Source organism: Peribacillus sp. FSL P2-0133 (assembly GCF_037975445.1).
Taxonomy (GTDB): domain Bacteria; phylum Bacillota; class Bacilli; order Bacillales; family DSM-1321; genus Peribacillus; species Peribacillus simplex_E.
Genome location: NZ_CP150254.1, coordinates 4677971 through 4703427, shown reverse-complemented (window position 1 = coordinate 4703427; position 25457 = coordinate 4677971). Strand labels below are relative to the sequence as shown.

Below are 25457 nucleotides of genomic sequence, written 5' to 3'. Positions count from 1 at the left end.
AGACAAGGTGTGTTTTAGTTTTGAAACCAGCTGGTATTGCAAAAGGGCGGCAGTCTGTTGAAGAAACAAGGGAAGTGGCAAATACTCCTTGAAAATTGTTAAGGTAAACTCCCAGGACGTTTTATAATTGAATCATCCTGTTTAATATTTGAGATAAACTTTTAGGCAGGTGAATTATGGAGGTTGTATCTGCTTAAAGTGAGTGTAATGAATGCTGCAAGCAGGATAATCGAAAAATGCAGCGAATAGTAGGTGTGTGAACAAATAAATCAAGCGAGGGTGAATTGGATGGGAGTTCAAGCAGAAAAGATTTTTGTAAACTTGCCAGTTAAAGATTTGGATGCCTCAGTAGAATTTTTCACAAAGGTCGGTTTTGAGTTTAACGAGCAAATGACCAATGAAAATGCAACATGCATGGTTATCAGCGAGTCCATATATGTCATGTTATTGGTGGAAGAATACTTTAAAACGTTTACCAAGAAAGAAATCCCTGATTCTGCAGCAAGTACGGAAGCCATCGTCGCCCTGTCCGTTAAAAGTAAGGCAGAAGTCGATGAAATCGTGAATAGGGCACTGGATGTTGGCGGAAAGCCTTTCAATGAAGCCATTGATCATGGTTTCATGTACGGTTGGAGTTTTCTGGATATCGACGGACATTCTTGGGAAGTATTTTACATGGACGAAAGCGGATTTAATCAAAATTAAATCAAATGCAAGACACAATCCTTCACGAAGGACTGTGTCTTTTTTTGAAGAGTTAAGTACGTGATCTTATCTGGAGCTCATTCGTAACAATACAGGGCTAATGTCTTTCCACTCATAAACCAATAGATTCAAATCTGCGCCAGCCATTTTGATTTTTTCGGTTTTAAGCAATTCAGCACCAAACGCCTCATAGAAGTATCGAGATTTATTATCTTCAAGCACCTCAACGAAAATTGTCTTAAATCCCAGTTCGTCGAAATTAAAAAATAATTCTTTGATGAGTTTCTTACCTAGCCCCATTGTTTGAAAATGTTCGAGAATATATATCGCAGTTAAATCACCCGAAGCCTCATCTTTATTTTTTTCCCTTTTCCCGCCACTTATGAATCCAACTATTTTCCCCTCGTTATTTTCAGCAACATAAACATAATTTTCATCATTGGATATATTCTTTTTCCATAATTCCTTCCTTTGCCCATAAGACAGATTATCTAAAAAATCACTCGGCAGTATATCTTTATAAGTGGTTCTCCAGCAATCCACATGGACTATTGCTATCCCTTCCGCATCAGCCACCGTTGCCTCTCTTATTAGCAAATTGATTCCTCCTTTTTAGGTTTGCTATACTTCCTACTTTTTACTAATATCATAATAGCTTAATTGTTAATAATTAACTATATATGATACTATTGCCTATAGTTTGTTTATGTGGGAGAAGGTATGAGATGAAGCGGATTTTCCGTAGTAAAGTATTTTATTTATTAATCTTCTTGGTTACCTTGGGGATTGTGCTGGTTTTTAACAATGACAAAGAACCGCCTGAGAAATTGAGTGAAGATGAATTTTTTACAACTTTAGAAGATGGGAAAGTGACATTTTTAAAGGTGGAGCCACAAAATAGTGTTTATGAAATAAGAGGTCAGCTGGTAGGGTATGAAAAGGATCAATACTTTATCACGTCTGTACCAGATAGTGAAATTTCGCTAGACAAAATGAATAACGCCGTAAGGGAACATGATATAGAAAAAATTGAGTTTATACCAGACACAGAGACAAGCGGATGGGTCACCCTTCTTACAACAACGATTCCGTTCGTGATTATTTTCATCCTATTTTTTGTCATTTTACTATTTACAGTTGTAATAAAAAGATTGAACCGTCCTAGATAATAATGAAACTCTCCATTTTTTCGGAGATAAACCTATAGAATTCGTCGATATAATCCAATTTTCGGAGATAAACCTGTAGAATTCGTCGATATTTCTCATTTCGGAGATAAACCTGTAGAATTCGTCGATATATTTCAATTTTCGGAGATAAACCTGTAGAATTCGTCGATATATTTCTCATTTCGGGGATAAACCTGTAGAATTCGTCGATATATTTCTCATTTCGGAGATAAACCTGTAGAATTCGTCGATATATTTCTCATTTCGGAGATAAACCTGTAGAATTCGTCGATATATTTCTCATTTCGGAGATAAACCTATAGAATTCGTCGATATATTCCAATTTTCGGAGATAAACCTGTAGAATTCGTCGATATTTCTCATTTCGGAGATAAACCTGTAGAATTCGTCGATATATTCCAATTTTCGGAGATAAACCTGTAGAATTCGTCGATATATTCCAATTTTCGGAGATAAAACAATAGAATTCGTCGATATTTCTGGTTAGTTGTGGCTTCTGCAAAAAAAAAGAAAATGATATTGAAGATTGCTGAATAGTTTGATAGAATAAAATAAATGAAAAAGACTATGTGCAACTGGCGAAACACGGATAACCGTGAGGGAACACATAGTGTCGTAGCCGTTCGCCTGGGCAGAGGTAAGGGATTTTATCCCTTGCCTCTTTCTGTATATTAATAGATAGTGAAGGTTTAAAGTATGCAGATTTTCATGGGCTTAAAAATCTTGTCAGTATTTTGAAATTTCAAAACTATCATAGTCAAAAGAGGAGCAAACAAAATGAGCACATTACTTTTAGAAAAAGTCAAAACGATCAAAGCGTTAAATAATATTGCCGAAAGCGGGCTGAATGTATTCAATAAAGGCGATTTTAAGGTCGATAATGACAGTGAAAACCCTGATGCGATCGTTCTTCGCAGCTTTAACATGCATACTATGGAATTCGGCGATCAGTTAAAAGCAATCGCAAGGGCAGGAGCTGGAGTCAATAATATTCCGGTCGACAAATGCACCGAGCAAGGAATTGTCGTTTTCAATACACCTGGTGCTAACGCAAACGCTGTAAAAGAAATGGTGCTGACGTCATTAATGGCTTCATCTCGTAACCTTTTTGCAGGTGTGGCCTGGACAAAGACGCTTGAAGGCGAAGGAGAACAAATTCCAAAGCTTGTTGAAACAGGAAAGAAACAATTCGTTGGTAAAGAAATCAAGGGGAAAACTCTTGGCGTAATCGGTTTAGGTGCGATCGGTGCACTTGTAGCGAATGATGCCCTGGATTTGGACATGGATGTCATTGGGTTTGACCCGTTCATCTCTGTTGATACAGCTTGGAACTTGTCCCGCAATGTACAGCGCGCCATGACGATTGAAGAATTGTTTGCAGAATCTGATTATATTACAGTACACGTTCCATTAACTGACGACACAAGAGGAATGTTTAACCAAGAAACATTCAGCATCATGAAGCCAGGCGTCCATATCTTGAATTTCTCACGCGGCGAGCTAGTGAATGAAGATGATATGCAAGCTGCACTTGAAAGCGGAAAAGTAGGCAAGTTCATTACTGACTTCCCGAATGAAAACGTGTTGAAAATGAATAATGTCATTCCGATTCCGCATCTTGGTGCCTCTACACTAGAATCAGAGGAAAACTGTGCCATCATGGCAGCTCGTCAGTTGAAGACCTTTTTAGAAACAGGGAACATCAAGAACTCTGTGAATTTCCCAAACACTTCCCTTCCTTATACAGGAAACCGTCGTGTGGCAACTTTCCACGAAAACGTTCCGAACATGGTTGGGCAAATCACACTGGCTATATCTGGCTTTAATCTGAACATCGCTGACATGGTTAACAGAAGCCGTGGGGGATATGCATATACGATCATCGACATTGACGGTGAAGTAAACGGCGATATCATTCCTGGCTTGGAAGAAAAAATCAAACAAATCGAAGGCATCGTTACAACTCGTATTATCTAATTGAGATGATAAATGGTGAAAGCCTCAATTCCTTTAAGGAGTTGGGGCTTTTTTTAGGATTTATTAATGATTTTTGAACAAAAAAAGCCACTTATTGTGGTGATCATATTACACTGACTCACGTGTTGAGAACCTAGGGTCTACAACGAACTCAGCCTGGCAAGGGTTATATCGAATTTCTCCAAGATATAAAAATCTGTCATGGTTTCACATCCGTTTTATCTTCAAAATGTACAAACAACATCAAGTAGATTGCGAATAGAAGATGCAAATAAAGTGGAATGTTTTTATCGTTTTGAATGACAACAAATATGTAAATTCCATATAGCAAAATTGGAATGGTTAAAAGGATTCTGAGCTTAGTCATAGGTCATCCTCCCAGTTATCCTCGAATAATAAGACATCAAGCATTTGAGCCACTTGAAAATCCTTTTCTGCGATTGCGTTTATTAAACTTGTACAATTATTTTCCCTAAGTACATCTGCTAATAATTGTAAATCCATTGTCATTACTGCTGGTTTCATAGTTTCATCCTCCTAATTTACTAAATATTCTGTCACTTCCGTTACTACAATAGTATGAAGTACAGGGAAAACGCTGTCAATCTATATTCCATCTGTACTCATTTTGAATTAATGGATTCAAAATTTATCTACCAAAATCACTACCTCATATATATATATACTTAGTGAGATAGGTAAAATGGTACATTTCCTTATTCAGAAGGCACCCCCCAACAAGGGAAGCATTGCGTTCAGCTGAACACTAGCGAAGATGCCAGGGAGCAACTTATTGCGAACCTGAATCATTGGAGTCACTGGTGTGCCTCCTTGCTTCCGTTCACTTCATTGCATGGCCTTTTTCCTTTGGGAAAGGGTTTTTTTTTTTTGCCCTCCTAACTTTTAAAATATTATTAATAAAATGATAGTATATGCCTTATTTTTTATGTAGCAGTGTAAATAAGTTATGTAGGCATCTGGATTACATCAAAATGTATTAATGTGATGGGAAATTTATTTATAACATTTGAAAAGATGACGTATCAAAAGTAAAAGAATCGCCCCTATGAAATACAGAGACGATTCCTTATGTTAAACACCCTTTCCACACAGAACGGATTACCCTAAATGGTCCTTCCCAAAAAATTCTGATGCTGATGAAGGATATTCGATGTTAAAAAAGCTCCAACAGGAGGTAATTGCTCGGTATAGGCGCTACCGCTAGCAGGAAATTGATTCAAAGCTATATCAGTGGTGGCAATCCAAGACCCAGATTCACCTGCTTGCAGAGAGGGAGGCTTCATAAGAAAACGTCCTTGTAGAATAAAATGCCGAATCCTAATCTGGTTATCATCAATCATGGTTAAATTGCCAGAGAATGTGGCATAAGGTGAATCAAATGAGATTTGTTTAGTGCTTTCATTCAAAAATCCATTAATCGGAATAGGTGTTCCCTGAAAATTAATCGTACCAATTACCCTATTATCCGTAATAGAGTTAATGGCAAGTGTACCCCAAATGATCGTTCTGCCAGCTATTGAAGAGTGGATACCCCATACTGATGGGAATGGAAAGCTAACCGAAGCAGTACCCTGTGAAGTTACCAATGCTATGCCCTCCCTTAAAGGTGGTTTATGTTCTGAGGAAGCTCCCTTGTTTAAAGGAACAATCCAGTATATGCTGCACGAACAGAATAATCCAATAAACAAAGGTGAAGTATTACATCCCTGCCTGTAAATGCATTCTCTCCGATCCATAAAAAATCCGGTCTTCAATTGAAAACCGGATTTCAAATAAATTTATTAATGATGATGTTTGTGACTTTCTTCTTGTTTTTGGCTCCCTTTTTGCAAGAATTTCAATTCACTTTCAGACAGTTTTCCTACGATAAACTGTTTTTTAGGCATAATGATTGAACCATCGTTACTCGCATGTGCTTTTATATAGTATAGGCCATCACTATCAAAGTTTTTACTTAAAGTATAGGTACCGTTTCCCTCTTCCTCAGCTTGTTCCATACTATATTTGAGCGAGCCATCTTGTTTCCATATCTCAAAATGAACAAAATCTGCGTTTTCAACCTTTTTACCACCTTGAGTAAGAACAACCTTCATGGTCTCCTGGGTATTAGCTGAAAAGGATGCTGGTATAATTATTTCAGCTGCAAGTGGTGTCTCTTCTTTGTATAGATTAGTGACATCCTTTTCAAGTGAACAAGCACTTAACAATAGGCTGAAAATGAAGATCAAAGAAATACATATATTTTTTTTCACGGCAAAAGCCACCCTTTACATTTCGAATTATGCATTCAAAAACTTCTTTACTGCAGATATTCTTTTGATAATTAACCAGTCAATTAGCCAAACAACAATAAGAGACAAACCAACCAAAGGAAACAAAATTCCTAGACCTATTAACAGAAAAAGAAAGAATTTCATGTTCTTTATAGGAGGAGCTTTTGGTGCACCTAATCCTTTTTTCGGCTTTCGCTTCCACCATAAATAAAAACCACTAAATGCAACAAGCATAATTCCTATACAAATAAGAAGGCTGATTATTTGGTTAATCAAACCAAATTGAGTCCCTTTATGCAAGGTAATCCCCCAAGCAACTATTTTTCCTATTAAACCGTAATGCTCATAACGATAATCAGCTAGAACTGCACCGGAATATTGGTCAATATGTATAGTTGCTTCATCTTGTGCTTTTGGTGGAAAAGCTGACAATGTATAAACGCCATCCGTTTCTTGTGGAATATTTATGCTATAACTTGGATGCATGCCCTCACGATTCGCTATCGTGACAACATCATCAATGGAAAGTGGGATAAAGCCTTGAATATCTGAGATTGGTACATCTAAATTTTCTGCTGCCCAAGGAACATCTGCAATGTCTTTTGTTTTAATTAAGGATGTTGGAGCACTTCCAGTCCATATGGAAGGAGGATACCCAGATCCGGAATTGGTAGCCGCCGATTGAAAATTACTTCCCCAAAAACCAGACCAAGGCAAACCTGTCATAATTAAAAATAACATTCCTGCTGATATCCAAAAGGCAGGTACTGCATGTAAATCTCTTCTGAAAGTATTTTTACCTTTATTTATTCTTGGAAAAAGAACACCAGAAAGATTTAGTTTATTTTTGGGATACCATAAATAAAGACCAGAGACAATTAACACAACTGCCCAACATGCAGCTAACTCTACAATTCTATCTCCCAAGGTGCCAGCCATCAGTTCACCATGAATTTCCTCGATTTTATCCATAATTTTGTCTTCATCATTTAACTCTCCAATAGATTTACCTGTATACGGATCTATAAAAATGGTAAGGGACTCATTATTAGAAGTGATGCTTACTTCGCTTGAACGAGATGCATTTTCTCCAGGATGATACTTTGTCACTACTGCATCAGGGTAAAGTTTCTTCACTGTCTCAATCTGCTGGGATGCTGGTATCTTTTCTCCTTGCGGAATAATCTCTTGGTAGTTTTGATAAAGCACTTGTTCAATCTGTGGCTTAAATAGATAGATTGAGCCAGTAACTGCCAGAATAATAAGTAAGGGTGCAAAAATAATTCCAGCGTAAAAATGCCATCTCCATACTGTTCTATACAGAGAGGTGTTTGGTTGTTTAGTTTCCATTTATACAGGACCTCCAAGTAGTACTATTAAATTCACCTATATAGATGATAAAAGGAAATTGTGAGAAAAATATGAAATTTATATAAAAAAAGGAAGTTTGTATTTGTTAAAGATGAAATGGTCATCGACTAAGAAGAACAACTGTAACTAAGGAGTGAACTTGCAGCAAGTAGTAGAGTAGGAATGGAATGAAGGGAAATGAGGTAATTACGGCGAAAGTAATCTATAGAATGTGTTGAAGATAAGCAGCACTATTGAAAAAAGAAATTGTATAGATCGTAAAAAAACTTTAAAGGAGTGACGAATATGCATAATAAGGATTGTTCCAAAAAGTGTCAGTGTTTCATCGTACCTAACTACATTCTTGAGAATATGGCACAAAATGAAGTGGAAGAAGCACGGATCAGTTTAGCGAAAAGCCGTCAAATGCGCAGGCGCAGAATCTTTAAAGAATATGATATTGACGGTGTTGTCGCTTTAACGGATGCAGGATCTGAACGTCAAGGTGAATCTGCCCGCCATGTTTACGATTGCAGGGGAGGAACGAAACTCCGGCAGAATGAGGCTAGGAAAGAAGGAGATCGATCTAGTGGAGATCCTGTCGTTAACGCTGCATACGATTATAGCGGAGTTGTGCGTGACTACTTCAAGAATGTCTTGCACCGCAATTCTATTGATAACCAAGGCCTTGATCTCATTCTGAACGTTCATTATGGGAATAAATTCACGAATGCCTATTGGGACGGGGATGAAATGGTATTTGGTGACGGCGATGGGGTCATCTTTAGCAATTTTGCCAATTCACTCGATGTAATTGGACACGAACTGACACATGGAGTTACGCAGTTCACAAGTGGATTGGAGTATGAAGGTCAGTCCGGGGCTTTGAACGAACATCTTTCAGATGTGTTTGGAGTTGCCATTAAACAATTTCACTTAAAGCAAACGGCAGGAAATGCCGATTGGCTAATCGGTGCTGATATAATGGGACCAACACTGAAAGGGCAGGCACTCCGTTCGATGAAGGCGCCAGGTACTGCATTTGACAATAAGTTAATGGGTAAAGATATTCAGCCTGATCATATGAAGAACTTCTATAAAGGAGAACGCGATAATCATGGTGTCCATATCAATAGCGGCATACCAAACAAGGCCTTTTATCTAGTATCCATGGAGATCGGAACGGACAAGGCGGCATTGATCTGGTTCAATGCGATGCAGAATTTATTTGCAACGGCAAATTTCAATCAATTCGTGCAAATTGTCATCAAAGCAGCGCAAAAACTTGTTGATAGCGGAGAAGTGCCTGAAACAGCTATAGGAACAATTGAAAATGCTTTTAAAGCGGTTGGATTGCCTGAGTAGTCATATTCCATGAATAGGAGGACTCATCTAACATGTATATCAAATTTAGCTGCATAGGGGGATTTGCCAACCTCGACTTGAATTGCCAGATAGATACGGATGAATTGCCGAAAGAGCAAAATGAGGAATTGCAGAACTTAATGAAGACAGCTGACCTTCCTAATGCTGCCGAAAGTAAAAAAGTAAAAGCGCAAGGGTTCGACTCGTTTTCATACCAACTGGATATAGCAGATGAAAAGAAGAAGCAGTCTTTCTCGTTTACTGACATAACAGCTCCAGAGGACGTGCGGCCCTTATTGGATTATTTACGGAATTTAGCGATTGAAAAAAAGATGGCAGAATAACCATATCAAAAAAAGTCTATCATCAAGATAGACTTTTTTTGACGTGTCTTAAAACTTCACAAAAATGTCATTTCATTTCACTTTTATATGAATTTTGGCTGTTTGTTCTCTAAATGGACACAAATTAACAAGGAAATAGCAATCTGAGCAGCAGATTTTAAAAGAAAATTCGAGATTTTTTATAGAGTTAGCCAATCAAACAGGTAATGCAGTCACAAAAGGGAACGAATTTGGAAAGAGGAAAAAATAGAGCAGTTTTACAAAAAAAGCATAAAATAGGATAATAGTCGCATGGAGGTGAATGACATATCAAGAATGAAAGTGACGATAGACGAAAATAAAAACCCCTAGGTGAGTACGTCCTGGAAGACATCACCTAAGGGCTTGCGAGCAGGAGTATACCTGCCTCTATGTCCAGTATACTCCATAAAAAGGAATAGGGAAATGGGGAGTGAATGGTAGGATGATACGAAAAAACTATTTATTGAATATGGAAACGGTAGGAATGATGGAGCATTACGATTCTAATGGTGTGGAGATGACCACGGTAGTGGAAGGAGAGAACACATACCATGTTGCCCAACCGCGCCAGGAAATCCTGAATAACACGTTAAACTACTATGGATTGGATCTGGATGGCGGACTTGCAGCAGCCAAATCCGTGCTGGGCGGTAAATACAGACTGCCAGTCTGCATAAACGCCCAGCTGGGAATGGTCTGGTTCTCCTCCCGCTCTTTCCGGAAAAGGGGAGGGATCTGGTTTTCCTACATCCATATTCGTGACTTAGAGGAAATGAACGAAAAAGAAACATTGGTCCATACAAACTACGGACATTGCCTTCCTGTAAACTTAAGCAAAAATCAGCTCGCCTTCAAAAGGGATCAAGCATCCTATCTGCAAACGACCTTCCATGAACGCTCATTAGGAAAAAAGACTCTTTATTACGAACCGGGAAGCGGAATCACCTTTTGCAAAGAACCTGGAGAGGTCCAATACAGGGTGAAAGGGAAGGAATAATTAAATCAATGAGAGGAAGACCGCCGAATTGGGGGTCTTTTCTTAGGAGTAGATCAAGTGAGAGCGGTTTTTATTAAAAAAAACTCTAAATATGGAAATATAGTTATTGTAAAAAATGGAATGATACATTATGATTAGTAAAAAGTTAATTTTTAGGAAAGGAAGTACATATTTTGAAACGACTATTTGCTATTTTACTATCTTTTGGACTAGTTTTAGGTCTCTCGTTTGGCGCGAATGATGTTGCCGGTGCCAAAACAAAGGTGAAGACGTATAAAAACTGTACAGCATTGAATAAAGACTACAAAGGAGGCGTAGCTCGTACATCTTCCGTTAAAAATAAAGGAGGAAAAACGAAATACAAACCTCACGTTTCAAAGGCGCTATATGATGCCAATAAAAAAAGCGATCGTGACAAAGATTTGATCGCTTGTGAAAAATAAGGATTATTCTAAGAGACCTTTTAAAAGAGGTCTCTTTTTATTAAGATTGCTGCTTTACATAAATGGTTGTAGAAAAATAATCCAATTCTCCATAAAAATGCCCCACCTCGATCCTGGTAGCAAATGGTGGAGTAGTCTCCGAATTACCGGGGAACCTTCTATAGCATGACCGTTTGGTGTATTGGTACCAGCGGTCTTTTTTATGCTTTTATTCGAAAAATTAATAAAAAGCTAAAGCCTATTCAGGTCTTTAGCTTTTTTCTCGCGGTTAATCTTCCACTAACCCAATTTAAGACATCTTTTTTATCTTTCAAACCGTCCAGTATGTGTATTTTCTCGATTTATAAGTGCATCACCAAGATTGATTCTGCTCATAAGTCTCTCATGTTCCGAAGGAAAACGCTCTTTAATGTTTGCAACTCCCTCTATTGTTGGGATATTACCATTAGGCCTAGGACGTTCTTCTCTTTGAAATCCGGGGTTCAAACTATCATCAATCATTACAGGTCTGTCAATTGTATCGTTGTCGTCATTATTATTAGTAGGATTATTAGTTGGGTCTCTATCAAGGTTCCCGGCATTATTAAATGGATCATTGTTATTATCTTGTGGCATACATTTCACTCCTTCGCTTATATTATCCGCTGATGGCATTAATCTATTCGCGCGCTGTACTAATCCCTTATCCATATAGTAACGAATCCTGTCTTTTCTAATCCGCAACAACGCCAATTCTCTTGAATTGTCATCAAGTACGAAGGGCCAAAAGGGTTTTTTTATGAAAGGATATTAAAAAAACTTATAAATATTATTATTGACTTACATTTTAAATTGTCTTACAATTTCAATGTAAATAGTCAAAACATTCAATTAAATGGAAGGGGAGCTTTTTTTACGAGCTGATTCACTTCAACATGAAGCACGACAACATACTGCAGCGTACACTTTATGACATTCGAAAATGTCATAAAGTCTTGTCATAATTTCAATATCTGTATGTCTAGAGATATCAAAGTATCAATGCTTTAGAAAAAATGAAAGCGAATACATTACTCGTTGGAATGGAGTGAATAACTTGAAAAATCAATCAAACCTTGCTGAATCTACTGTGATTGTTCCGGAGGTCGTTAGTAAAAAGACAAATTTCATCACGAAGTTTAAAACATCTTATGGTCCGGGGATTCTTGCCGTGTTAACGTGGCTTGGAGCCGGAGATCTGGTGACTTCATCGGTTGCCGGGGCAGATTATGGATATAGCTTAATGTGGATTTTAGCTCTGTCATTAATCCTTCGTTTTCTTATCGTTAATGTTATTGCCAGGTTCCAGCTCTGTAACACAGAGGGGTTAACCATACTTGAAGGATATGGACGTATTCACCCATTCTTCGGTTACTTCATGTTTGGTTATGCATTAATAATGGGTCATCTTTTTAATGCATATATGATTAAGGGAGCGGGAGAGGTTTTATCGACCCTATTCCATGTTAATCAGCCATTCTTAGCTTCAATGGTAGTTGTAGGATTAGTTTTTATGCTTATTGGCAGAAATATTTATAATAGAATTGAAAGTGTAATGAAAGTGCTTTTGGCATTATTGACCATTGCCTTCTTGTTCCTGGCCATTCAAGCAACACCGGATGTGGGGCAAATCATTAAGGGAACTGTTGGTTTTAGCATTCCAAGTGATACTGGCGTTCATGGAGCATTATTGGTAGCGATTTCAATTATCGGTGCAGTGGCAGGATCGATTTCGAACTTTGTTCATCCATATTTCATGAAGGAAAAGGGCTGGACGAAACCGAGTCATGTAAAGGTTCAAAGAAATGATTTGCTGTTTGCCATCGCGGTTTGCATCGTGATTAATTTGGCCATTTGGGTTGTCGGGGCAGAAATTTTAAAACCGAATGGAATTCATGTGGAAACGATTGATGACTTGGCAATGGCATTACAAATGTCGTTAGGCCAATTTGGCTGGTACATTTTCTATCTTGGTGTATTTGGCGTATTGTTCGCGAGTGTAGTAGGCAAGTCAACTGGTTTTCCTAGATTGATAGTAGATGCCTTTTACGTAATAAATAAGGATCGTCGCGAAAAGTACAATGGCAAATATGAAAAAGATCCAATGTATAAATGGGTTATGATTTTTGTATTGGTTACCCCAATCATTTGGTCCATTCCCGGCATGCCTGGTTTCATCGCATTGACAATTGGCGTAAATGCAATAAACATCATCGGTTTTCCTATTATCGCTATTGGGATGCTGGTGCTATCAAATAAAAAAAGTTTGATGGGAAAATATAAAAACAATTGGTTCGAAAATATCATTCTATCTTTAGCTTCCATTTTAGCAGTTTGGTCCGCCATTCAATTAGCTACAACCTTTTTTTAAATAATGGTAGATTATAGATAGAGGTATTTCAAAATACATGTGTCTGCATTTGATCCCGGTGGGGTCCTACTTTATTGGAAGTGAGGGTATCAATGATGAAACCGAAAGTAATCATCTATAAGAAAGTGGATCAAGAAGTGTTGGATTATGTTCGAGAGACTTGTGATGTCGTTTATTTTGAAGGTCTTGACTCACAAAATTACCCTGAATTTCTTCAAGGGCTGAAGAACGCACAAGGTATATTAGGTTCAGGATTAAAAGTGGATAAAACTTTACTGGACCAAGCACCGCAATTAAAAATCGTCTGTAACTCATCAGTTGGTTACGACAATTTGGATATAACCGAGTTATCCAATCGAGGAATCCTTGCCACGAACACTCCCGAGGTATTAAATGAAACAGTCGCAGATACGATTATGGGCTTGATGCTGTCCACAGCGAGAAGAATGCCGGAGATGGATCAAATGGTAAAGTCAGGGCAATGGACATCGAATATCGGAGAAAAATCATTTGGGTTGGACGTCCATCATAAAGTATTAGGGATTATCGGGATGGGCGGAATAGGCTCTGCCGTTTCAAAAAGGGCCCGTTTTGGGTTCGATATGAACATCCTATATCACAACAGATCTAGAAACGAAGAAGCAGAACAAAAGTATGGAGCTACATACTGTTCTCTGGAAGATCTCTTAAAGCAATCTGATTTTGTCTGCTTGATGACACCGCTGACTCCCCAAACTGAAAAGATGATGGGGGAAAAAGAATTCAAGCTCATGAAAGAGACTGCCATCTTCATCAATTGTTCAAGAGGGAAAACAGTGGATGAAGAAGCCTTGATCACTGCGCTTAAAAACGGTGAAATTCACGCGGCAGGACTGGATGTCTTTGTACAAGAGCCCGTCCAGGAAGACAATCCATTGCTTTCCATGAAGAATGTCGTCACTTTGCCTCATATCGGTTCAGCAACATATGAAACCCGCCTGAAAATGGCGATGCTGGCAGCAACCAACCTTGTAGCCGGATTACAGGGAGAAACTCCGCCTACCTTGATTAAAGCTGGCGTAAAGGTGAAGTGATTTCTTAAACAGCTTTTATAAATTAAGATGGATAGCCTTATTTGGGGCTATCCATTTTTTAGTTCCGGATTATTCAATACTTTTACATCTTCTGCAAAACAAACAAGCTCTCACTATAAAGGAGGGCTTCAAGCTGTAGACGAACTTGTTACTATAGATTTCCACTCCAGGAACTCGCTTTCCGCGGGGTCTCCTTTGGACGCACTATTCCCGCAGGAGTCTCGAACACCTGTTCCAATCAGATTTGTTTTAAAATTAGAAGCCCTCACTATAAAGGAGGGCTTCAGGCTGTAGACAAACTTGTTACTATAGATTTCCGCTCCAGGCACTCGCTTTCCGCGGGGTCTCCCTTGGACGCACTATTCCCACAGGAGTCTCGAACGCCCGTTCCAACCACCTTTGTTTTAAAATTAGAAACCTCTCTATAAAGGAGGGTATGATCCTATGAAATCTTTCTGATTTATATGGATATAGTTTATGCTACGTCTGATTGTTTATTGGAATCAACGTAATGGTTTGCTTTATCCTGGTCAAATTCGCCTTCCCACTTCGACATGACAATCGCCGCCAATGAGTTCCCCACGACATTAACCGCTGATCTTCCCATATCCAAAATTCGGTCGATACCGGCAATGAACGCAACACCTTCCAACGGCAGTCCCATTGAACCAAGTGTTGTTAAAACAACAACGAATGACGCCCCCGGAACGCCAGCCATTCCTTTTGACGTTAACATCAATACTAGTAATAAAGTAATCTGTTGTGTAATGGATAGATCAATACCATACATTTGTGCCACGAAAAGTGAAGCAAGTGCTTGGTAAATCGATGAGCCGTCTAGATTAAACGTATAGCCTGTTGGAATTACAAAAGAAGTAATGGATTTCGGGCAGCCAAACCTCTCCATTTTGTCCATAAGCCTTGGTAATACCGACTCTGAACTTGCTGTTGTAAAGGCCAAAATCAGTTCATCCTTTAACACTTTCAGGATAACAAAAATGCTTGTCCCAGACATTTTCGCTATAATTCCAAGAATGACGAACACGAAGAATATCATCGTCACATAAACAGCAACTACCAGGTTCCCTAAAGGAATTAATGTTTCGATACCAAATTTGGCAACAGTTACACCAATGAGTGCAAACACACCAAAAGGGGCAAATTTCATGACTAGATTCGTCACCCAAAACATAACTTCCAACACACCTTCAAAGAATCCAAGAATAGGCTTTCCTTTTTCGCCTATCGCAGCCACACCTAAGCCGAATAAAACAGAAAAGAAGATAATCGGTAATAAATCCGCTTGAGCCATTGATTCAAATACATTTTGAGGAACAATATGTGAAATTGTTTCACCAAAGCCACTGCTTCCAGCCGTCTTTGTTGTTTCTTCATATTTTGAAATATCACTTTTTTCAAGACTGCTTGTATCTAAACCAGTCCCCGGATGGAACAAGTTTGCCGCCAGTAATCCAATAACAATGGCAATCGTGGTGACAATCTCGAAATACAGAAGGGTCTTCCCGCCTAATTTTCCTAGTTTTTTAATATCGCCGACTCCCGCTATTGAGACCACTAATGCAGCCATGACGATCGGGATGACAATCATTTTAATTAAATGAATGAAAATATCGCCGATAGGTACCATAATGGCCATGGCTGTTTCATTACCATGGAATAAAGCACCGACAACGATACCTAGGACAAGTGCAATAAAAATTTGAGTAGCTAAGCCAAACTTTTTCATTTTAATTCCTCCTATCATTTTGTTAACGCTTTCATTTTTTAGATTATTTTAAGTTTAAGATCATCCTACCGGAACCTACTGAAACCTACTGATATTTACAAGTGATAGAAAAAATAAAAATTTCAGTTAAAACCCCTCTCTCTTTTTTACCATTTCATGTGTTATGTTTTTATAAAGTGACTGGGGAGGGACCGTGTTGAAAAAGAGTATAAGGATATTATTATTGATTATGATTGCGGTGCCTCTTGCGGGTGAATTCAAGTTTTATCCATTCGATGGTACATTCAGAGTCAGTTTGGGAACTCCCGTCTTTTTCTTGTTTTTGCTATGGGGGAGGGGGATCCACCCGATTATTGCAGGCATTTTAACGGGGATGAGTGTGTTTGTTTTTCGTTTTTCACTGGCTGTCGGAATACGGGACATATCTGTTGAGGAAGCGATGTATCTTCATTTTCCCGCCTTTTTCTATTATTTCATCTACGCGTTCGCATTTCATAAGACTAAATTGAACGAACGCCACGATCAGCCTTTAATGATCGGGCTTTTAGGGGTATTGATCGAGCTTTTTGCAAGTGTATCCGAAATGGCAATCCGTTCCTTCTTGGCGAATCAGGACACACCCTTGCTAGCCATTGACCAACTCGTTTTAATCGCCTTTATTCGAAGCTTTTTCGTTCTCGGCTTTTTTAATATATTAAAGCTGAGAGAAGCAAAATTCGCAGAAGCGGAGCAGCGCATGCAAAAGGAACAAATGTTGCTTTTCATTTCAAGTTTGTATGAAGAATCGGTTCAACTGAAGAAAACGATGCAAAATGCGGAAGAAATCACCCGCACTTGTTATGACTTTTACCGTCGATTAAAATCAGAGGGGACTAATGGAAGTGATGCGCAAACGGCGTTGCAGATTGCTGGTCTCGTGCATGAAATCAAAAAAGATAACCAGCGGATTTATGCGGGGCTGTCGGAACTCATGTCTTCCGAAAACCTGCAGGAATACATGAATATCGAAGAGCTTGGTAACATCATGATCGTGTCCAATAGACGATATGCTGAGTCCCTTCGCAAAGATATTTCATTTTCCTTGCATATAGATGGTGACCATCCGCCCTACCATGTATATATGGTATTATCATTAATAAATAATTTATTGGCCAATGCAGTGGAAGCTATCAAAGAAGAGGGATACGTATCACTGCATGTGAAAAGAAAAGATCAATTCGCGGAGTTTTGCATCAGTGACAATGGCCCCGGCATTGCACCGAAGCAGAAGGAAGTCATTTTTACAGCAGGATACACAAAGAAATTCGATGAGGCTGGAAACCCTTCGACAGGAATCGGGTTATCGTATGTGAAACAAACTGTTGAAAGATTTGGAGGACAAATCAGGTTAATGGATAACTATAAAGAAACCGTATTCATCGTAGAACTTCCGATTGATGCGATTATGGAGAAAGGGTTAACGAGATGAATTATTTCATTATAGATGACGATCCTGCCATTCGAGGAATGCTGACAGAGATGATTGAAGATGAGGATTTAGGCAAAGTTGTGGGAGAAGCAGAAGACGGATCGTTAGTGAATAATGGCGTACTGTCTTTTAAAAAGGCAGACATTGTCCTAATCGATTTGCTCATGCCAATTAGGGACGGAATTGAAACGATCAGGGCTCTTGCTGATGGATTTCAAGGAAGGTTTGTGATGATTTCGCAAGTGGAATCGAAAGAACTGATTGGAGAGGCGTATAGATTAGGGGCGGAATACTACATTATAAAACCGCTGAACCAAGTTGAAATTTCATGCATATTAAACAAAGTGAACGAGCGAATACTGGTGGATCAATCGATCCAGGGCATTCAAAAATCGTTGAACGTGTTTACGGGCCGCCCGAAGTCTTCGAAAGTGTCCTCCTCCCATACAAAAAATATTATGGAAGCCGGACGTTCCTTAATTTCCGATTTAGGTATGATTGGCGAAGGGGGAAGCGAGGATTTACTAAACATTTTAGGATTCCTTCAAAGTGAAAAGAAAAGACTCGGCTCCGCCTACACGTTTCCATATTTAAAGGAAATTTTTGCTGGGATTGCTGCTGAAAAGCTGGGAGATCAAGCGAAAGAGACCGAAATCCAGAAAGAAATGAAAGCCTCTGAGCAGCGTGTCCGCCGCGCTCTTAACCAGGCCCTCATCCATATCGCTTCATTAGGATTGACGGATTATATGAATCCAAAATTCGAAGCCTATTCATCCACATTTTTTGATTTCTCGGAAGTCCGCAAAAAAATGCTGGAGCTAGAAGACAAAAGCAAAAAAGTAAGCAGCCAGAGCCGTAATAACATGAAAAAGTTTATCCAAGTGCTGTTTATGGAAGCAAGACAGATGATGAAATAATAAACCAGAAACACAAGTGTAATAGATTGAAAATTCACAAAAACATTTTCATATTTTTCAATGGAAGAAACAAAAAGACAAATCCGTTTATATGGATTTGTCTTTTTGTTTCTTCGTTTTCTAATAGTTGATTATTTCCATCGCTCTAACTTCGGGATGCCTCTACTAAAAAACTTAGCAATAAACTTGGGCATTTTCATATTTTCCATCATATGATTTTGAACAAATTTTTGCATTTCTATCGCAGTAATATTTTGAGTGAATTCACCATTTATATAACAATGGCTGCAATATTTAGTACTTTTACTACCATCTTTTTCAGTTCCTCCACCTAATTCATCCTTAGATAGTGGCATTCCACAACTCTGACATGCTTTATATTTTTTCATTATAAATTCTCCTGCAAAAAGTTTTATTCTAAACATTATCTAACAAACAAAATTAAGTCAAGACAATATGAATCACATATCATCGAAACGACGAATCAACTGTTGATGTGGTGTTGCGGCTATTATGAAAGGCAGGACTAGCGAAGCTTTAGGCCTAAATAAAAATAACCAGTCAAGCTACTTGCTCAACTGGTTATGGCTTTATATGCTAAATTAGAGTTTAAAATGACGATTTATTATGGCAACTGTTGTGCAATATACATTGATATAGTTCTGAAAATGTGATAAATTAGTATAGAAACACATTTATCAATATACTATAACAGTTTATCCCTTACTATAAGTATAAGGTAAAGCTCACCTCTAGTCAACCCCTATTTTTATTTTTTGAAGGAGTGTCTGATATGAACGATGAAATTCGGCAGGAGCAAGAACGTTTGGACGGGGTGATAGAAACAATTACGAAACAAATCAGCAAAATTGAAGGAGAAACTTCCCAGCGCAGAAAAGAAGTTGTTAATATCCGTAAACACTTTTGGGATGACCTCAAGGTTAATATGGATACTTTCGATGATTACCTCGAGACCATCATTGGCTTAAGGCAACAGGCTCAAGCCTTGTCAGAACGCGAAGGCGCACATAGATATTCCTTCAAGAGGTTGTCTACACTGCGCCGCATGCAGGAAGTACCTTATTTCGGTCGTATCGATATCACTGAAGAAGGGTCCGAACATACGGAACATATTTATATCGGGACCTCCACTCTTACTGATACAACAGGAGAAAACTTCATTGTCTACGATTGGAGGGCTCCGATTTCGAGTGTTTATTATGACTATCCTCCCGGCCCCGTACAATACTCTACTCCAGGAGGCATGATTTCTGGGATGTTGGAGAAAAAGTGGCAATATATCATCAAGGGAGGCGTTATCGAATCAATGTTCGATACGAGTCTCACCATTGGAGATGAGATACTGCAGCAGGTGCTTGGCAAAGGAACAGATAAGCATATGCACAGTATTGTGTCCACCATTCAACGGGAGCAAAATAGGATCATCCGGAACGATCGCGGACGTCTGCTCATTGTTCAAGGTGCCGCTGGCAGCGGCAAGACATCAGCTGCCCTCCAACGGATCGCTTACTTGCTTTACAAGAATCGGGAATGGCTAAAAGCCGACCAAATCATTTTATTCTCTCCTAACTCAATGTTTAATAACTACGTATCCAATGTGTTGCCCGAACTTGGTGAAGAGAATATGCAGCAGGTAACATTCCAGGAATACTTGGATCATCGTCTGACTGACTCGTTTCAAGTTGAGGATCCTTATGAGCAATTAGAATTTTTGTTGACTGCAGCGGATGATCCTTCCTATAGCACCAGGACAGCGAGTATCAAATTTAAGGCATCGATTCGCTTCTTTGAGATAATCAAAACATACAGACAATCACTAGAACTATCTGGAGTGATCTTTAGAGGGTTAAAGTTCCGGGGGAAAACGCTCGTCTCCGCCAAACAAATCTCAGAAAGATTTTATAACACAGACACCACCTTACGTTTTCACAATAGGGTTGAAAAGTTGAAAGAGTGGTTATGTGAGATGCTTGATGAAACGGAAAAGTCTGAGTTGAAAAAACCTTGGGTCCAGGAGGAAATCGAGTACCTTAGCAAAGAAGACTATCAAAAGGTATACACCTACCTAGAGAAAAAACGCGGCCTTACTGAAGATTCATTTGACGATTATGAGAAAGAGCATAAAATGCTCACGCGCATGATTGTTCGCAAGAAATTGAAGACTTTACGCAAACGGGTAAAAGCACTTCATTTTATCAATATTAAGCAAATATACAAGCAACTTTTTGACGAACAAATACGGAGTGAACTGTGGAATGAGGGTGAAACACCTGTCGAAAGGGAAATATGTTTATCAACGCAAAAAATGCTGGACGAAGGTAAACTGCATTACGAAGACGCGACTCCATTTTTGCTGCTGAAGGAGCTAATTGTAGGATTTCAGACGAATACTTCTATAAAATACGTGCTTGTAGACGAAGCACAGGATTATTCTCCATTTCAATTCGAGTTTTTGAAACGGTTGTTTCCATCTGCAAGGATGACCGTGCTCGGTGACTTTAACCAGGCAATCTTTGCTCATGCCAGCGAACGGGTGGATTTCCAGACTCTTACCAGTTTATACGGAATAGGTGAAACCGAGAGTATAACCTTGGATCAAAGTTACAGATCCACAAAGCAGATTATAGAATTTACACGTGAACTAGTTCCTGAAGGCCATCGAATTAAGGCATTCGATCGTGAAGGCGAGAAGCCTGTACTGACTCAAGTGTCCAGCCGTGATGAATTGCACCACAATATCGTTTCTAAAGTCAAAGACTTACAAAGTCGTAAATATAATACCATCGCAATAATATGTAAATCCGCTGCCGAAAGTGCCGCTGCATACGATGCCCTTAGTATCATTGGTGAAATTAAACTCGTACAGAAAGGCACAAATGAATATGAACAGGGTGTTGTTGTCATTCCGGCTTATTTGGCCAAGGGCATCGAATTCGATGCTGTCATCATTTATGATGCATCTGTGCAAACATACGGTGATGAGAGCCTGCGAAGATTGTTCTACACCGCATGTACCAGGGCTATGCATGACTTACACATATATACGGTTGGCGAAACCAGTCCTTTCTTGCAAAACGATGCAACGAAGCGTTTACTTCTGACATATTAGCGCTTCCTTTTTTCTCCTTTAATTTTATTGTTCTTTTATCAAATACTATAAAGAATCTTTAGAAAAGGAGGAGATGAATTGACTAACGAGAAAGAAAACAGATCCATAAGACTTGATCAGGCGGAAACGGGAGAAAGTCATGTGACTGGTGCATCAACAATTGAACCAGTTAATGATGGTCATTATCATTATCCAGGGCCCGTGGAAGAAGGCTATAGTGGAAATACAGGAAGAGCAGTACAGCCTGCCGGGAAAAAAAATCGCAATATTCCTCAGAACAAAGACACATTTAATTACACTCGTCTTTTAAAGTAGGACCTTCCAACAAACAGCTTTTTTGAAACCTGTGTAGACTTTGGTTCTATGCAGGTTTTTTATTGGTTACCACCTCGTTTTTAATTTACAACAGTTCGGACATAATATACTTGGAGGTGAAGGAAATGAGTAAAAAGACAGCAGGAAGAGGCCGAATCGCACCAAGTGCTAACCCGCAGGGACATGGAAAAGATGTCGAATTCTCCACTGAGCCAAAAAGTGATCTTGAAAACAAGGCAAAAAAGTCCAATACAAAATAAGCGCATTGGGCAAAAATATGGTCATACTTCATAAAGAATGCCCTTCTCTTAGACGAGAGGGGCTTTTATAATCTATAAGAAGGCTCAAACTGCATGGAATTGTAAAAATATCCAACACTAAGCCCACGGTTTTTGTCGATGATTAATAGGTTTTTGGAACAGTGAAATGTGAAAGAATGGCAGGATGAAGCTGCCTTTTAAAAAAACACCAAATTCATTTGTCGCTGTGCTAATATGAAAGACTGAGCTAATAAAATGGAGAGGAGTTACAAATGAAAATAAATCGATTAATAGCGAACAATATAAACCATTTAGATGCAGCACTGCCAGATGATCAATCATTAGGAATTGCTGGTTTATCCGGTTCCGGGAAAACGACTTTTTGTCAAACCATTGGGGAAGAATCCAAGAAGCGTCTCGTTTCCTTATTGCCGAAGTCTGAATATCAATATTTATTTCCTAATATTATGGAAACCAACTTCAGTGCCATCAAGATGGAAGAAATGCCGCTGGTCCTTTTTCTCGGCAAATCATCCATTTCAGCCAATCCCCGTTCAACCATTGGCACACATACTGGTGTGTTTAAAGAGATTCGTGTTTATCTTGCTGAAAAATTCAATCTTTCTCCAGAAGTTTTTTCCTTTAATAATGCCTTAGGCTGGTGTCCCAGCTGTAAAGGACGCGGTACGACGAAAAATGTCGAGTGTCCTAAGTGTGAGGGGAAACGCTACAATCAAGACGTCGAGCAATATACCATTGAATTATTAGATCGCCCGCATACTATTTCCGATATCAACAACTTAAGCATTGAAACAATCCTTTCACTTGCAGAGACATTACATATTAGTGAAGCTAAACAGCATATTCTCCAAAATATAATCAATATGAATATTGGCTATTTAGGCTTGAACCGTATAATGGGGACAGTGTCAGGGGGAGAATTAACCCGGCTATATTTGGCCGAATTCATGGCAACAAGTGAAAATACCGTAATCATCATTGATGAAATCTCCGTCGGTCTTGATCATCAAACCCTATTAAAAATTTTAGAACAGATTGAACAATTAGGTTATAAAAATCAAATTTGGCTCATTGATCATTCAGACACGGTGTTAGATAGCACAGATGAACAATTGTTCTTTGGACCTGGCAGCGGGAAATATGGCGGGAAAATCGTTGAGGAATCACCGCGTCCCAAACCAATCAGCTGGGAACGAAATGAAGCGACGCCAACGGAATACTACCAATTTCAGGATCTTTACTGCCGTAATATTCAAATGGAGGAAATCCGGATTCCCAAGAATAGGCTCGTTACCTTTACGGGTGAGTCAGGATGCGGTAAATCCACACTTGTCAATGAATGTATCTCCAAGGATTTTCAGAAGCGGTATCCAAAGGATAAACTGGTCATGGTCGGGCAGGACCGAAACAAATCGATTACAAGTCGATCAACCGTTGCGACGTTTCTTGATATTAAAAAGAAACTCACCAAATACAGTGATGAAATTGATGATATTTTTCTGCGTTCGATTGAAGATATCATCGAAGAATTGCCAAAGGAAGACATCGCCCATAAACGCTTGAGTTTATTGATCAAACTTGGACTTGGTTATTTGACGTTAGAAAGAAAAACACAAACACTATCGACGGGTGAATTTCAATGTGTCCACTTAGTTTCCGAGCTGTTCGCGAAGACAAGAAACCCACACACGCTGTTCATTTTCGACGAGCCTTCAAAAGGGTTATCGCAAAACATTTTAAACCAATTCATCGATAGTGTCAGGGTCATCCTGGAGGATGAATCCGTCTCCATCATCATGATTGAGCATAATGGTTATATGCTGGAAAGCTCGGATTATATCGTTGATTTTGGTAAAAGACAGCTTGCACCTGTCCAACATCTCGACGTTGTCAGTCATGATGAGCATTATCGTCACAAAGATAGTGGAGATCGAGTGGAGCCATTGCAAATCTCTTCCACACTGCGGTCGAAAAATGGCATCAATTATTTACAGAAAAACCACCTGGACTATTTCAAAAAGGCAGAGAACGTCTATAAGGGCGGCATTTTAAAAAGCTTATCACCAATTGCTCGTGTGATTTATGGTGAATACGATTCCGACACGATTGCACCTGTGATCGCCATCGATCTTGAACGGCACTTGTACAGTCAATATACCTTTCTTTATGAAGTGGGTGGAATGATCAACCATCTAGTCGCTGCACATCCGACAAATAAAGATACAAGAAGCTTTGATTTCTATTCTGCAGAAAATCATTGTCCAAGCTGTTCGGGCCGCCGGGTCATTGAAAAATTTGACATTGATGTCGTCATTCAAGATAAAAACGTGCCATTCTGGGATGGCTTATTACATCCAGACGTGATGGAAGTATTAAAATATTATCAACATTCAAAGCTGCAATTCCTGTTTGATGAGATCAAGAATGAACTCGGTCACGACATTAGTAAAAGCTATAATGAGATGACAGATGCCGAAAAGCAGACCTTCTTATATGGGTATTGGGAAAAGTCCTTTTACGATAAAGCAGGCAAGGCATCAAGAACATGGGAAGGATTCAATTTCATCATTGGACGTTATATGTTCATATCGAAATCGATCATTAAAGAGCAGATGAAAGCATCAAAAGTGATGATCGCCTGTCCAGTCTGTCAAGGAACGGTCCTGAACCATCATAAAAAACTGACATTTGGTGATACGGACATTCGCGAGATCATCCAACAGCCGATTGATCAAGTCATCAAAATTGTCGGGAAGCTGCCAGAACTGGAAAAACTAAAAGCAATTGTGGGCGGCGATATCGCACTTACTGATGATGTCTCATTCCTTCCTAGGGAAACAAAAGCAGCGTTGAAAATGCTCGAACTAGAACTAGCAAGCTTTGTCGGCTATGAAGTGGTTTTACAAAATACCCAACCATTCTGGGACAGCATTAAAGGCAATATCGAAGCAATCAGCAGCAAAAATCAGATCACCATCTGTGACTTTGCCAATATTAACGAAACAAGAGAAACCATTATTGATAAATATTTCACCAATGGCAAATACAAAAAACTAACCTATGTTTATGAAGCATTTGGCTACAAAAAAATCGTTACCCAAATCAATAAAATTAAAGCAAGTCATAAATGCCCGTTCTGTAATGGCAAGAAAGTCATTTCAGAAGATAACATCCATGACGGTGTATATAAATTAACGATCCCTTGTGTGAGTTGTCATGCCAGTGGCATCGATGATGAAGGTCGTAAAGCAATCGTCGAAGACATCGACGTACAGACCTGGCTGACAGGGAAAGTAAGCGATGTTGTGGCTGAAAGTGAACGTACCGAGGCCGTTGCCGATATCCCGATTTTCGCCCGGATTCGTGAGCTGAACAAACGAGATATGATGGCGGTTTATCAATGCCTTGAACAGAAAAAATAAATAATACAGCATTCTATTGCAAAAAGTCC

The 25457-nt window shown here is 39.0% G+C and carries 24 protein-coding genes and 1 riboswitch; of the genes, 15 read left to right on the top strand and 9 right to left on the bottom strand.

The annotated features are described in order from the left end of the window. Positions 1 to 288: 288 nt before the first annotated feature. Positions 289 to 705: a VOC family protein gene (locus MKY17_RS22590; protein ID WP_339200780.1), complete on the top strand. Its 417-nt coding sequence runs from the start codon at positions 289 to 291 to the stop codon at positions 703 to 705. Between the two features lie 66 nt (positions 706 to 771). Here MKY17_RS22590 and MKY17_RS22585 read toward each other — a convergent pair whose 3' ends face one another. After that, a complete protein-coding gene (locus MKY17_RS22585; RefSeq protein ID WP_339200779.1) occupies positions 772 to 1302 on the bottom strand; it encodes a GNAT family N-acetyltransferase in 531 nt (176 codons plus the stop codon). Between the two features lie 128 nt (positions 1303 to 1430). On the opposite strand from MKY17_RS22585, the gene MKY17_RS22580 reads away from it, so the two are divergent. Beyond that, positions 1431 to 1874 carry an ATP-dependent metallopeptidase FtsH/Yme1/Tma family protein gene (locus MKY17_RS22580; protein ID WP_098370154.1) on the top strand — a complete coding sequence of 148 codons (444 nt, stop codon included), beginning with the start codon at positions 1431 to 1433 and terminating at the stop codon, positions 1872 to 1874. 582 nt (positions 1875 to 2456) lie between these two features. Beyond that, positions 2457 to 2535, top strand: a riboswitch (ZMP/ZTP riboswitch). 137 nt (positions 2536 to 2672) lie between these two features. Further along, complete coding sequence (locus tag MKY17_RS22575) at positions 2673 to 3872, top strand: phosphoglycerate dehydrogenase (RefSeq protein ID WP_339200778.1); 1200 nt, start codon at positions 2673 to 2675, stop codon at positions 3870 to 3872. Positions 3873 to 4071: 199 nt separating this feature from the next. Here MKY17_RS22575 and MKY17_RS22570 read toward each other — a convergent pair whose 3' ends face one another. The 5 genes from MKY17_RS22570 to MKY17_RS22550 form a co-directional block, all read right to left on the bottom strand. Next, positions 4072 to 4239, bottom strand: a complete 168-nt coding sequence (locus MKY17_RS22570; protein ID WP_339200777.1) for a hypothetical protein — start codon at positions 4237 to 4239, stop codon at positions 4072 to 4074. Next, positions 4236 to 4397: a hypothetical protein gene (locus MKY17_RS22565; protein ID WP_339200776.1), complete on the bottom strand. Its 162-nt coding sequence runs from the start codon at positions 4395 to 4397 to the stop codon at positions 4236 to 4238. The genes MKY17_RS22570 and MKY17_RS22565 overlap by 4 nt, the downstream gene beginning before the upstream one ends. A gap of 599 nt (positions 4398 to 4996) precedes the next feature. After that, on the bottom strand, positions 4997 to 5479 hold the full coding sequence (locus MKY17_RS22560) for a hypothetical protein (RefSeq protein WP_098370152.1): 483 nt from the start codon (positions 5477 to 5479) through the stop codon (positions 4997 to 4999). Between the two features lie 195 nt (positions 5480 to 5674). Then, entirely contained in the window at positions 5675 to 6145 is a 471-nt protein-coding gene (locus tag MKY17_RS22555) for a FixH family protein (protein ID WP_339200775.1), read from the bottom strand. A 27-nt stretch (positions 6146 to 6172) separates the two neighbouring features. Next, the gene (locus tag MKY17_RS22550) at positions 6173 to 7516 is read right to left on the bottom strand and encodes a PepSY domain-containing protein (protein WP_098370150.1); all 1344 of its coding nucleotides are present in this window, start codon (positions 7514 to 7516) and stop codon (positions 6173 to 6175) included. A gap of 306 nt (positions 7517 to 7822) precedes the next feature. On the opposite strand from MKY17_RS22550, the gene MKY17_RS22545 reads away from it, so the two are divergent. From MKY17_RS22545 to MKY17_RS22530, 4 genes are all read left to right on the top strand, one after another. Then, positions 7823 to 8881, top strand: a complete 1059-nt coding sequence (locus tag MKY17_RS22545) for a M4 family metallopeptidase (RefSeq protein ID WP_098370149.1) — start codon at positions 7823 to 7825, stop codon at positions 8879 to 8881. A gap of 32 nt (positions 8882 to 8913) precedes the next feature. Then, a complete protein-coding gene (locus tag MKY17_RS22540; RefSeq protein ID WP_098370148.1) occupies positions 8914 to 9225 on the top strand; it encodes a protealysin inhibitor emfourin in 312 nt (103 codons plus the stop codon). A 463-nt stretch (positions 9226 to 9688) separates the two neighbouring features. Beyond that, positions 9689 to 10243: a competence protein ComK gene (locus tag MKY17_RS22535; protein WP_339200772.1), complete on the top strand. Its 555-nt coding sequence runs from the start codon at positions 9689 to 9691 to the stop codon at positions 10241 to 10243. Positions 10244 to 10416: 173 nt separating this feature from the next. Continuing rightward, positions 10417 to 10686 (top strand): excalibur calcium-binding domain-containing protein, encoded by a 270-nt coding sequence (locus tag MKY17_RS22530; RefSeq protein ID WP_098370146.1) that lies wholly within the window; start codon positions 10417 to 10419, stop codon positions 10684 to 10686. A gap of 303 nt (positions 10687 to 10989) precedes the next feature. Here MKY17_RS22530 and MKY17_RS22525 read toward each other — a convergent pair whose 3' ends face one another. Next, positions 10990 to 11301, bottom strand: a complete 312-nt coding sequence (locus tag MKY17_RS22525; protein WP_339200769.1) for a hypothetical protein — start codon at positions 11299 to 11301, stop codon at positions 10990 to 10992. Positions 11302 to 11761: 460 nt separating this feature from the next. On the opposite strand from MKY17_RS22525, the gene MKY17_RS22520 reads away from it, so the two are divergent. Together MKY17_RS22520 and MKY17_RS22515 are read left to right on the top strand one after the other, a co-directional pair. Beyond that, on the top strand, positions 11762 to 13075 hold the full coding sequence (locus MKY17_RS22520; RefSeq protein WP_339200768.1) for an Nramp family divalent metal transporter: 1314 nt from the start codon (positions 11762 to 11764) through the stop codon (positions 13073 to 13075). Between the two features lie 95 nt (positions 13076 to 13170). Further along, positions 13171 to 14148 (top strand): D-glycerate dehydrogenase, encoded by a 978-nt coding sequence (locus MKY17_RS22515; protein ID WP_339202440.1) that lies wholly within the window; start codon positions 13171 to 13173, stop codon positions 14146 to 14148. A gap of 475 nt (positions 14149 to 14623) precedes the next feature. Here the strand turns inward: MKY17_RS22515 and MKY17_RS22510 are convergent, their stop codons facing one another. Next, the gene (locus MKY17_RS22510; protein WP_339200766.1) at positions 14624 to 15895 is read right to left on the bottom strand and encodes a cation:dicarboxylase symporter family transporter; all 1272 of its coding nucleotides are present in this window, start codon (positions 15893 to 15895) and stop codon (positions 14624 to 14626) included. Positions 15896 to 16091: 196 nt separating this feature from the next. Between MKY17_RS22510 and MKY17_RS22505 the strand changes: the two genes are divergently transcribed. Both MKY17_RS22505 and MKY17_RS22500 read left to right on the top strand, forming a co-directional pair. Then, complete coding sequence (locus MKY17_RS22505) at positions 16092 to 17363, top strand: sensor histidine kinase (RefSeq protein ID WP_144528304.1); 1272 nt, start codon at positions 16092 to 16094, stop codon at positions 17361 to 17363. Then, positions 17360 to 18280 carry a response regulator gene (locus MKY17_RS22500; protein WP_339200764.1) on the top strand — a complete coding sequence of 307 codons (921 nt, stop codon included), beginning with the start codon at positions 17360 to 17362 and terminating at the stop codon, positions 18278 to 18280. The genes MKY17_RS22505 and MKY17_RS22500 overlap by 4 nt, the downstream gene beginning before the upstream one ends. A 131-nt stretch (positions 18281 to 18411) precedes the next feature. On the opposite strand, the gene MKY17_RS22495 is transcribed toward MKY17_RS22500, so the two are convergent. Continuing rightward, a complete protein-coding gene (locus MKY17_RS22495; RefSeq protein ID WP_098370139.1) occupies positions 18412 to 18669 on the bottom strand; it encodes a zinc ribbon domain-containing protein in 258 nt (85 codons plus the stop codon). Positions 18670 to 19073: 404 nt separating this feature from the next. Between MKY17_RS22495 and helD the strand changes: the two genes are divergently transcribed. From helD to MKY17_RS22475, 4 genes are all read left to right on the top strand, one after another. Continuing rightward, positions 19074 to 21410: an RNA polymerase recycling motor HelD gene (gene helD, locus MKY17_RS22490; RefSeq protein ID WP_339200763.1), complete on the top strand. Its 2337-nt coding sequence runs from the start codon at positions 19074 to 19076 to the stop codon at positions 21408 to 21410. Positions 21411 to 21488: 78 nt separating this feature from the next. Continuing rightward, entirely contained in the window at positions 21489 to 21725 is a 237-nt protein-coding gene (locus MKY17_RS22485; protein ID WP_144528300.1) for a hypothetical protein, read from the top strand. 125 nt (positions 21726 to 21850) lie between these two features. After that, positions 21851 to 21985, top strand: coding sequence for a small, acid-soluble spore protein L (gene sspL, locus MKY17_RS22480; protein WP_098370136.1), 135 nt, complete (start codon positions 21851 to 21853; stop codon positions 21983 to 21985). 272 nt (positions 21986 to 22257) lie between these two features. After that, positions 22258 to 25428: an ATP-binding cassette domain-containing protein gene (locus MKY17_RS22475; RefSeq protein ID WP_339200761.1), complete on the top strand. Its 3171-nt coding sequence runs from the start codon at positions 22258 to 22260 to the stop codon at positions 25426 to 25428. Positions 25429 to 25457 lie beyond the last annotated feature (29 nt).

What these genes read in the sequence shown, in the direction of transcription:
- MKY17_RS22510 (WP_339200766.1), bottom strand. Translation starts at nt 15,895, where the DNA reads ATGAAAAAGTTTGGCTTAGCTACTCAAATTTTTATTGCACTTGTCCTA.
- MKY17_RS22545 (WP_098370149.1), top strand. Translation starts at nt 7,823, where the DNA reads ATGCATAATAAGGATTGTTCCAAAAAGTGTCAGTGTTTCATCGTACCT.
- MKY17_RS22535 (WP_339200772.1), top strand. Translation starts at nt 9,689, where the DNA reads ATGATACGAAAAAACTATTTATTGAATATGGAAACGGTAGGAATGATG.
- helD (WP_339200763.1), top strand. Translation starts at nt 19,074, where the DNA reads ATGAACGATGAAATTCGGCAGGAGCAAGAACGTTTGGACGGGGTGATA.
- sspL (WP_098370136.1), top strand. Translation starts at nt 21,851, where the DNA reads ATGAGTAAAAAGACAGCAGGAAGAGGCCGAATCGCACCAAGTGCTAAC.
- MKY17_RS22570 (WP_339200777.1), bottom strand. Translation starts at nt 4,239, where the DNA reads ATGACTAAGCTCAGAATCCTTTTAACCATTCCAATTTTGCTATATGGA.
- MKY17_RS22550 (WP_098370150.1), bottom strand. Translation starts at nt 7,516, where the DNA reads ATGGAAACTAAACAACCAAACACCTCTCTGTATAGAACAGTATGGAGA.
- MKY17_RS22540 (WP_098370148.1), top strand. Translation starts at nt 8,914, where the DNA reads ATGTATATCAAATTTAGCTGCATAGGGGGATTTGCCAACCTCGACTTG.
- MKY17_RS22475 (WP_339200761.1), top strand. Translation starts at nt 22,258, where the DNA reads ATGAAAATAAATCGATTAATAGCGAACAATATAAACCATTTAGATGCA.
- MKY17_RS22590 (WP_339200780.1), top strand. Translation starts at nt 289, where the DNA reads ATGGGAGTTCAAGCAGAAAAGATTTTTGTAAACTTGCCAGTTAAAGAT.
- MKY17_RS22500 (WP_339200764.1), top strand. Translation starts at nt 17,360, where the DNA reads ATGAATTATTTCATTATAGATGACGATCCTGCCATTCGAGGAATGCTG.
- MKY17_RS22515 (WP_339202440.1), top strand. Translation starts at nt 13,171, where the DNA reads ATGAAACCGAAAGTAATCATCTATAAGAAAGTGGATCAAGAAGTGTTG.
- MKY17_RS22575 (WP_339200778.1), top strand. Translation starts at nt 2,673, where the DNA reads ATGAGCACATTACTTTTAGAAAAAGTCAAAACGATCAAAGCGTTAAAT.
- MKY17_RS22495 (WP_098370139.1), bottom strand. Translation starts at nt 18,669, where the DNA reads ATGAAAAAATATAAAGCATGTCAGAGTTGTGGAATGCCACTATCTAAG.
- MKY17_RS22565 (WP_339200776.1), bottom strand. Translation starts at nt 4,397, where the DNA reads ATGAAACCAGCAGTAATGACAATGGATTTACAATTATTAGCAGATGTA.
- MKY17_RS22525 (WP_339200769.1), bottom strand. Translation starts at nt 11,301, where the DNA reads ATGCCACAAGATAATAACAATGATCCATTTAATAATGCCGGGAACCTT.
- MKY17_RS22580 (WP_098370154.1), top strand. Translation starts at nt 1,431, where the DNA reads ATGAAGCGGATTTTCCGTAGTAAAGTATTTTATTTATTAATCTTCTTG.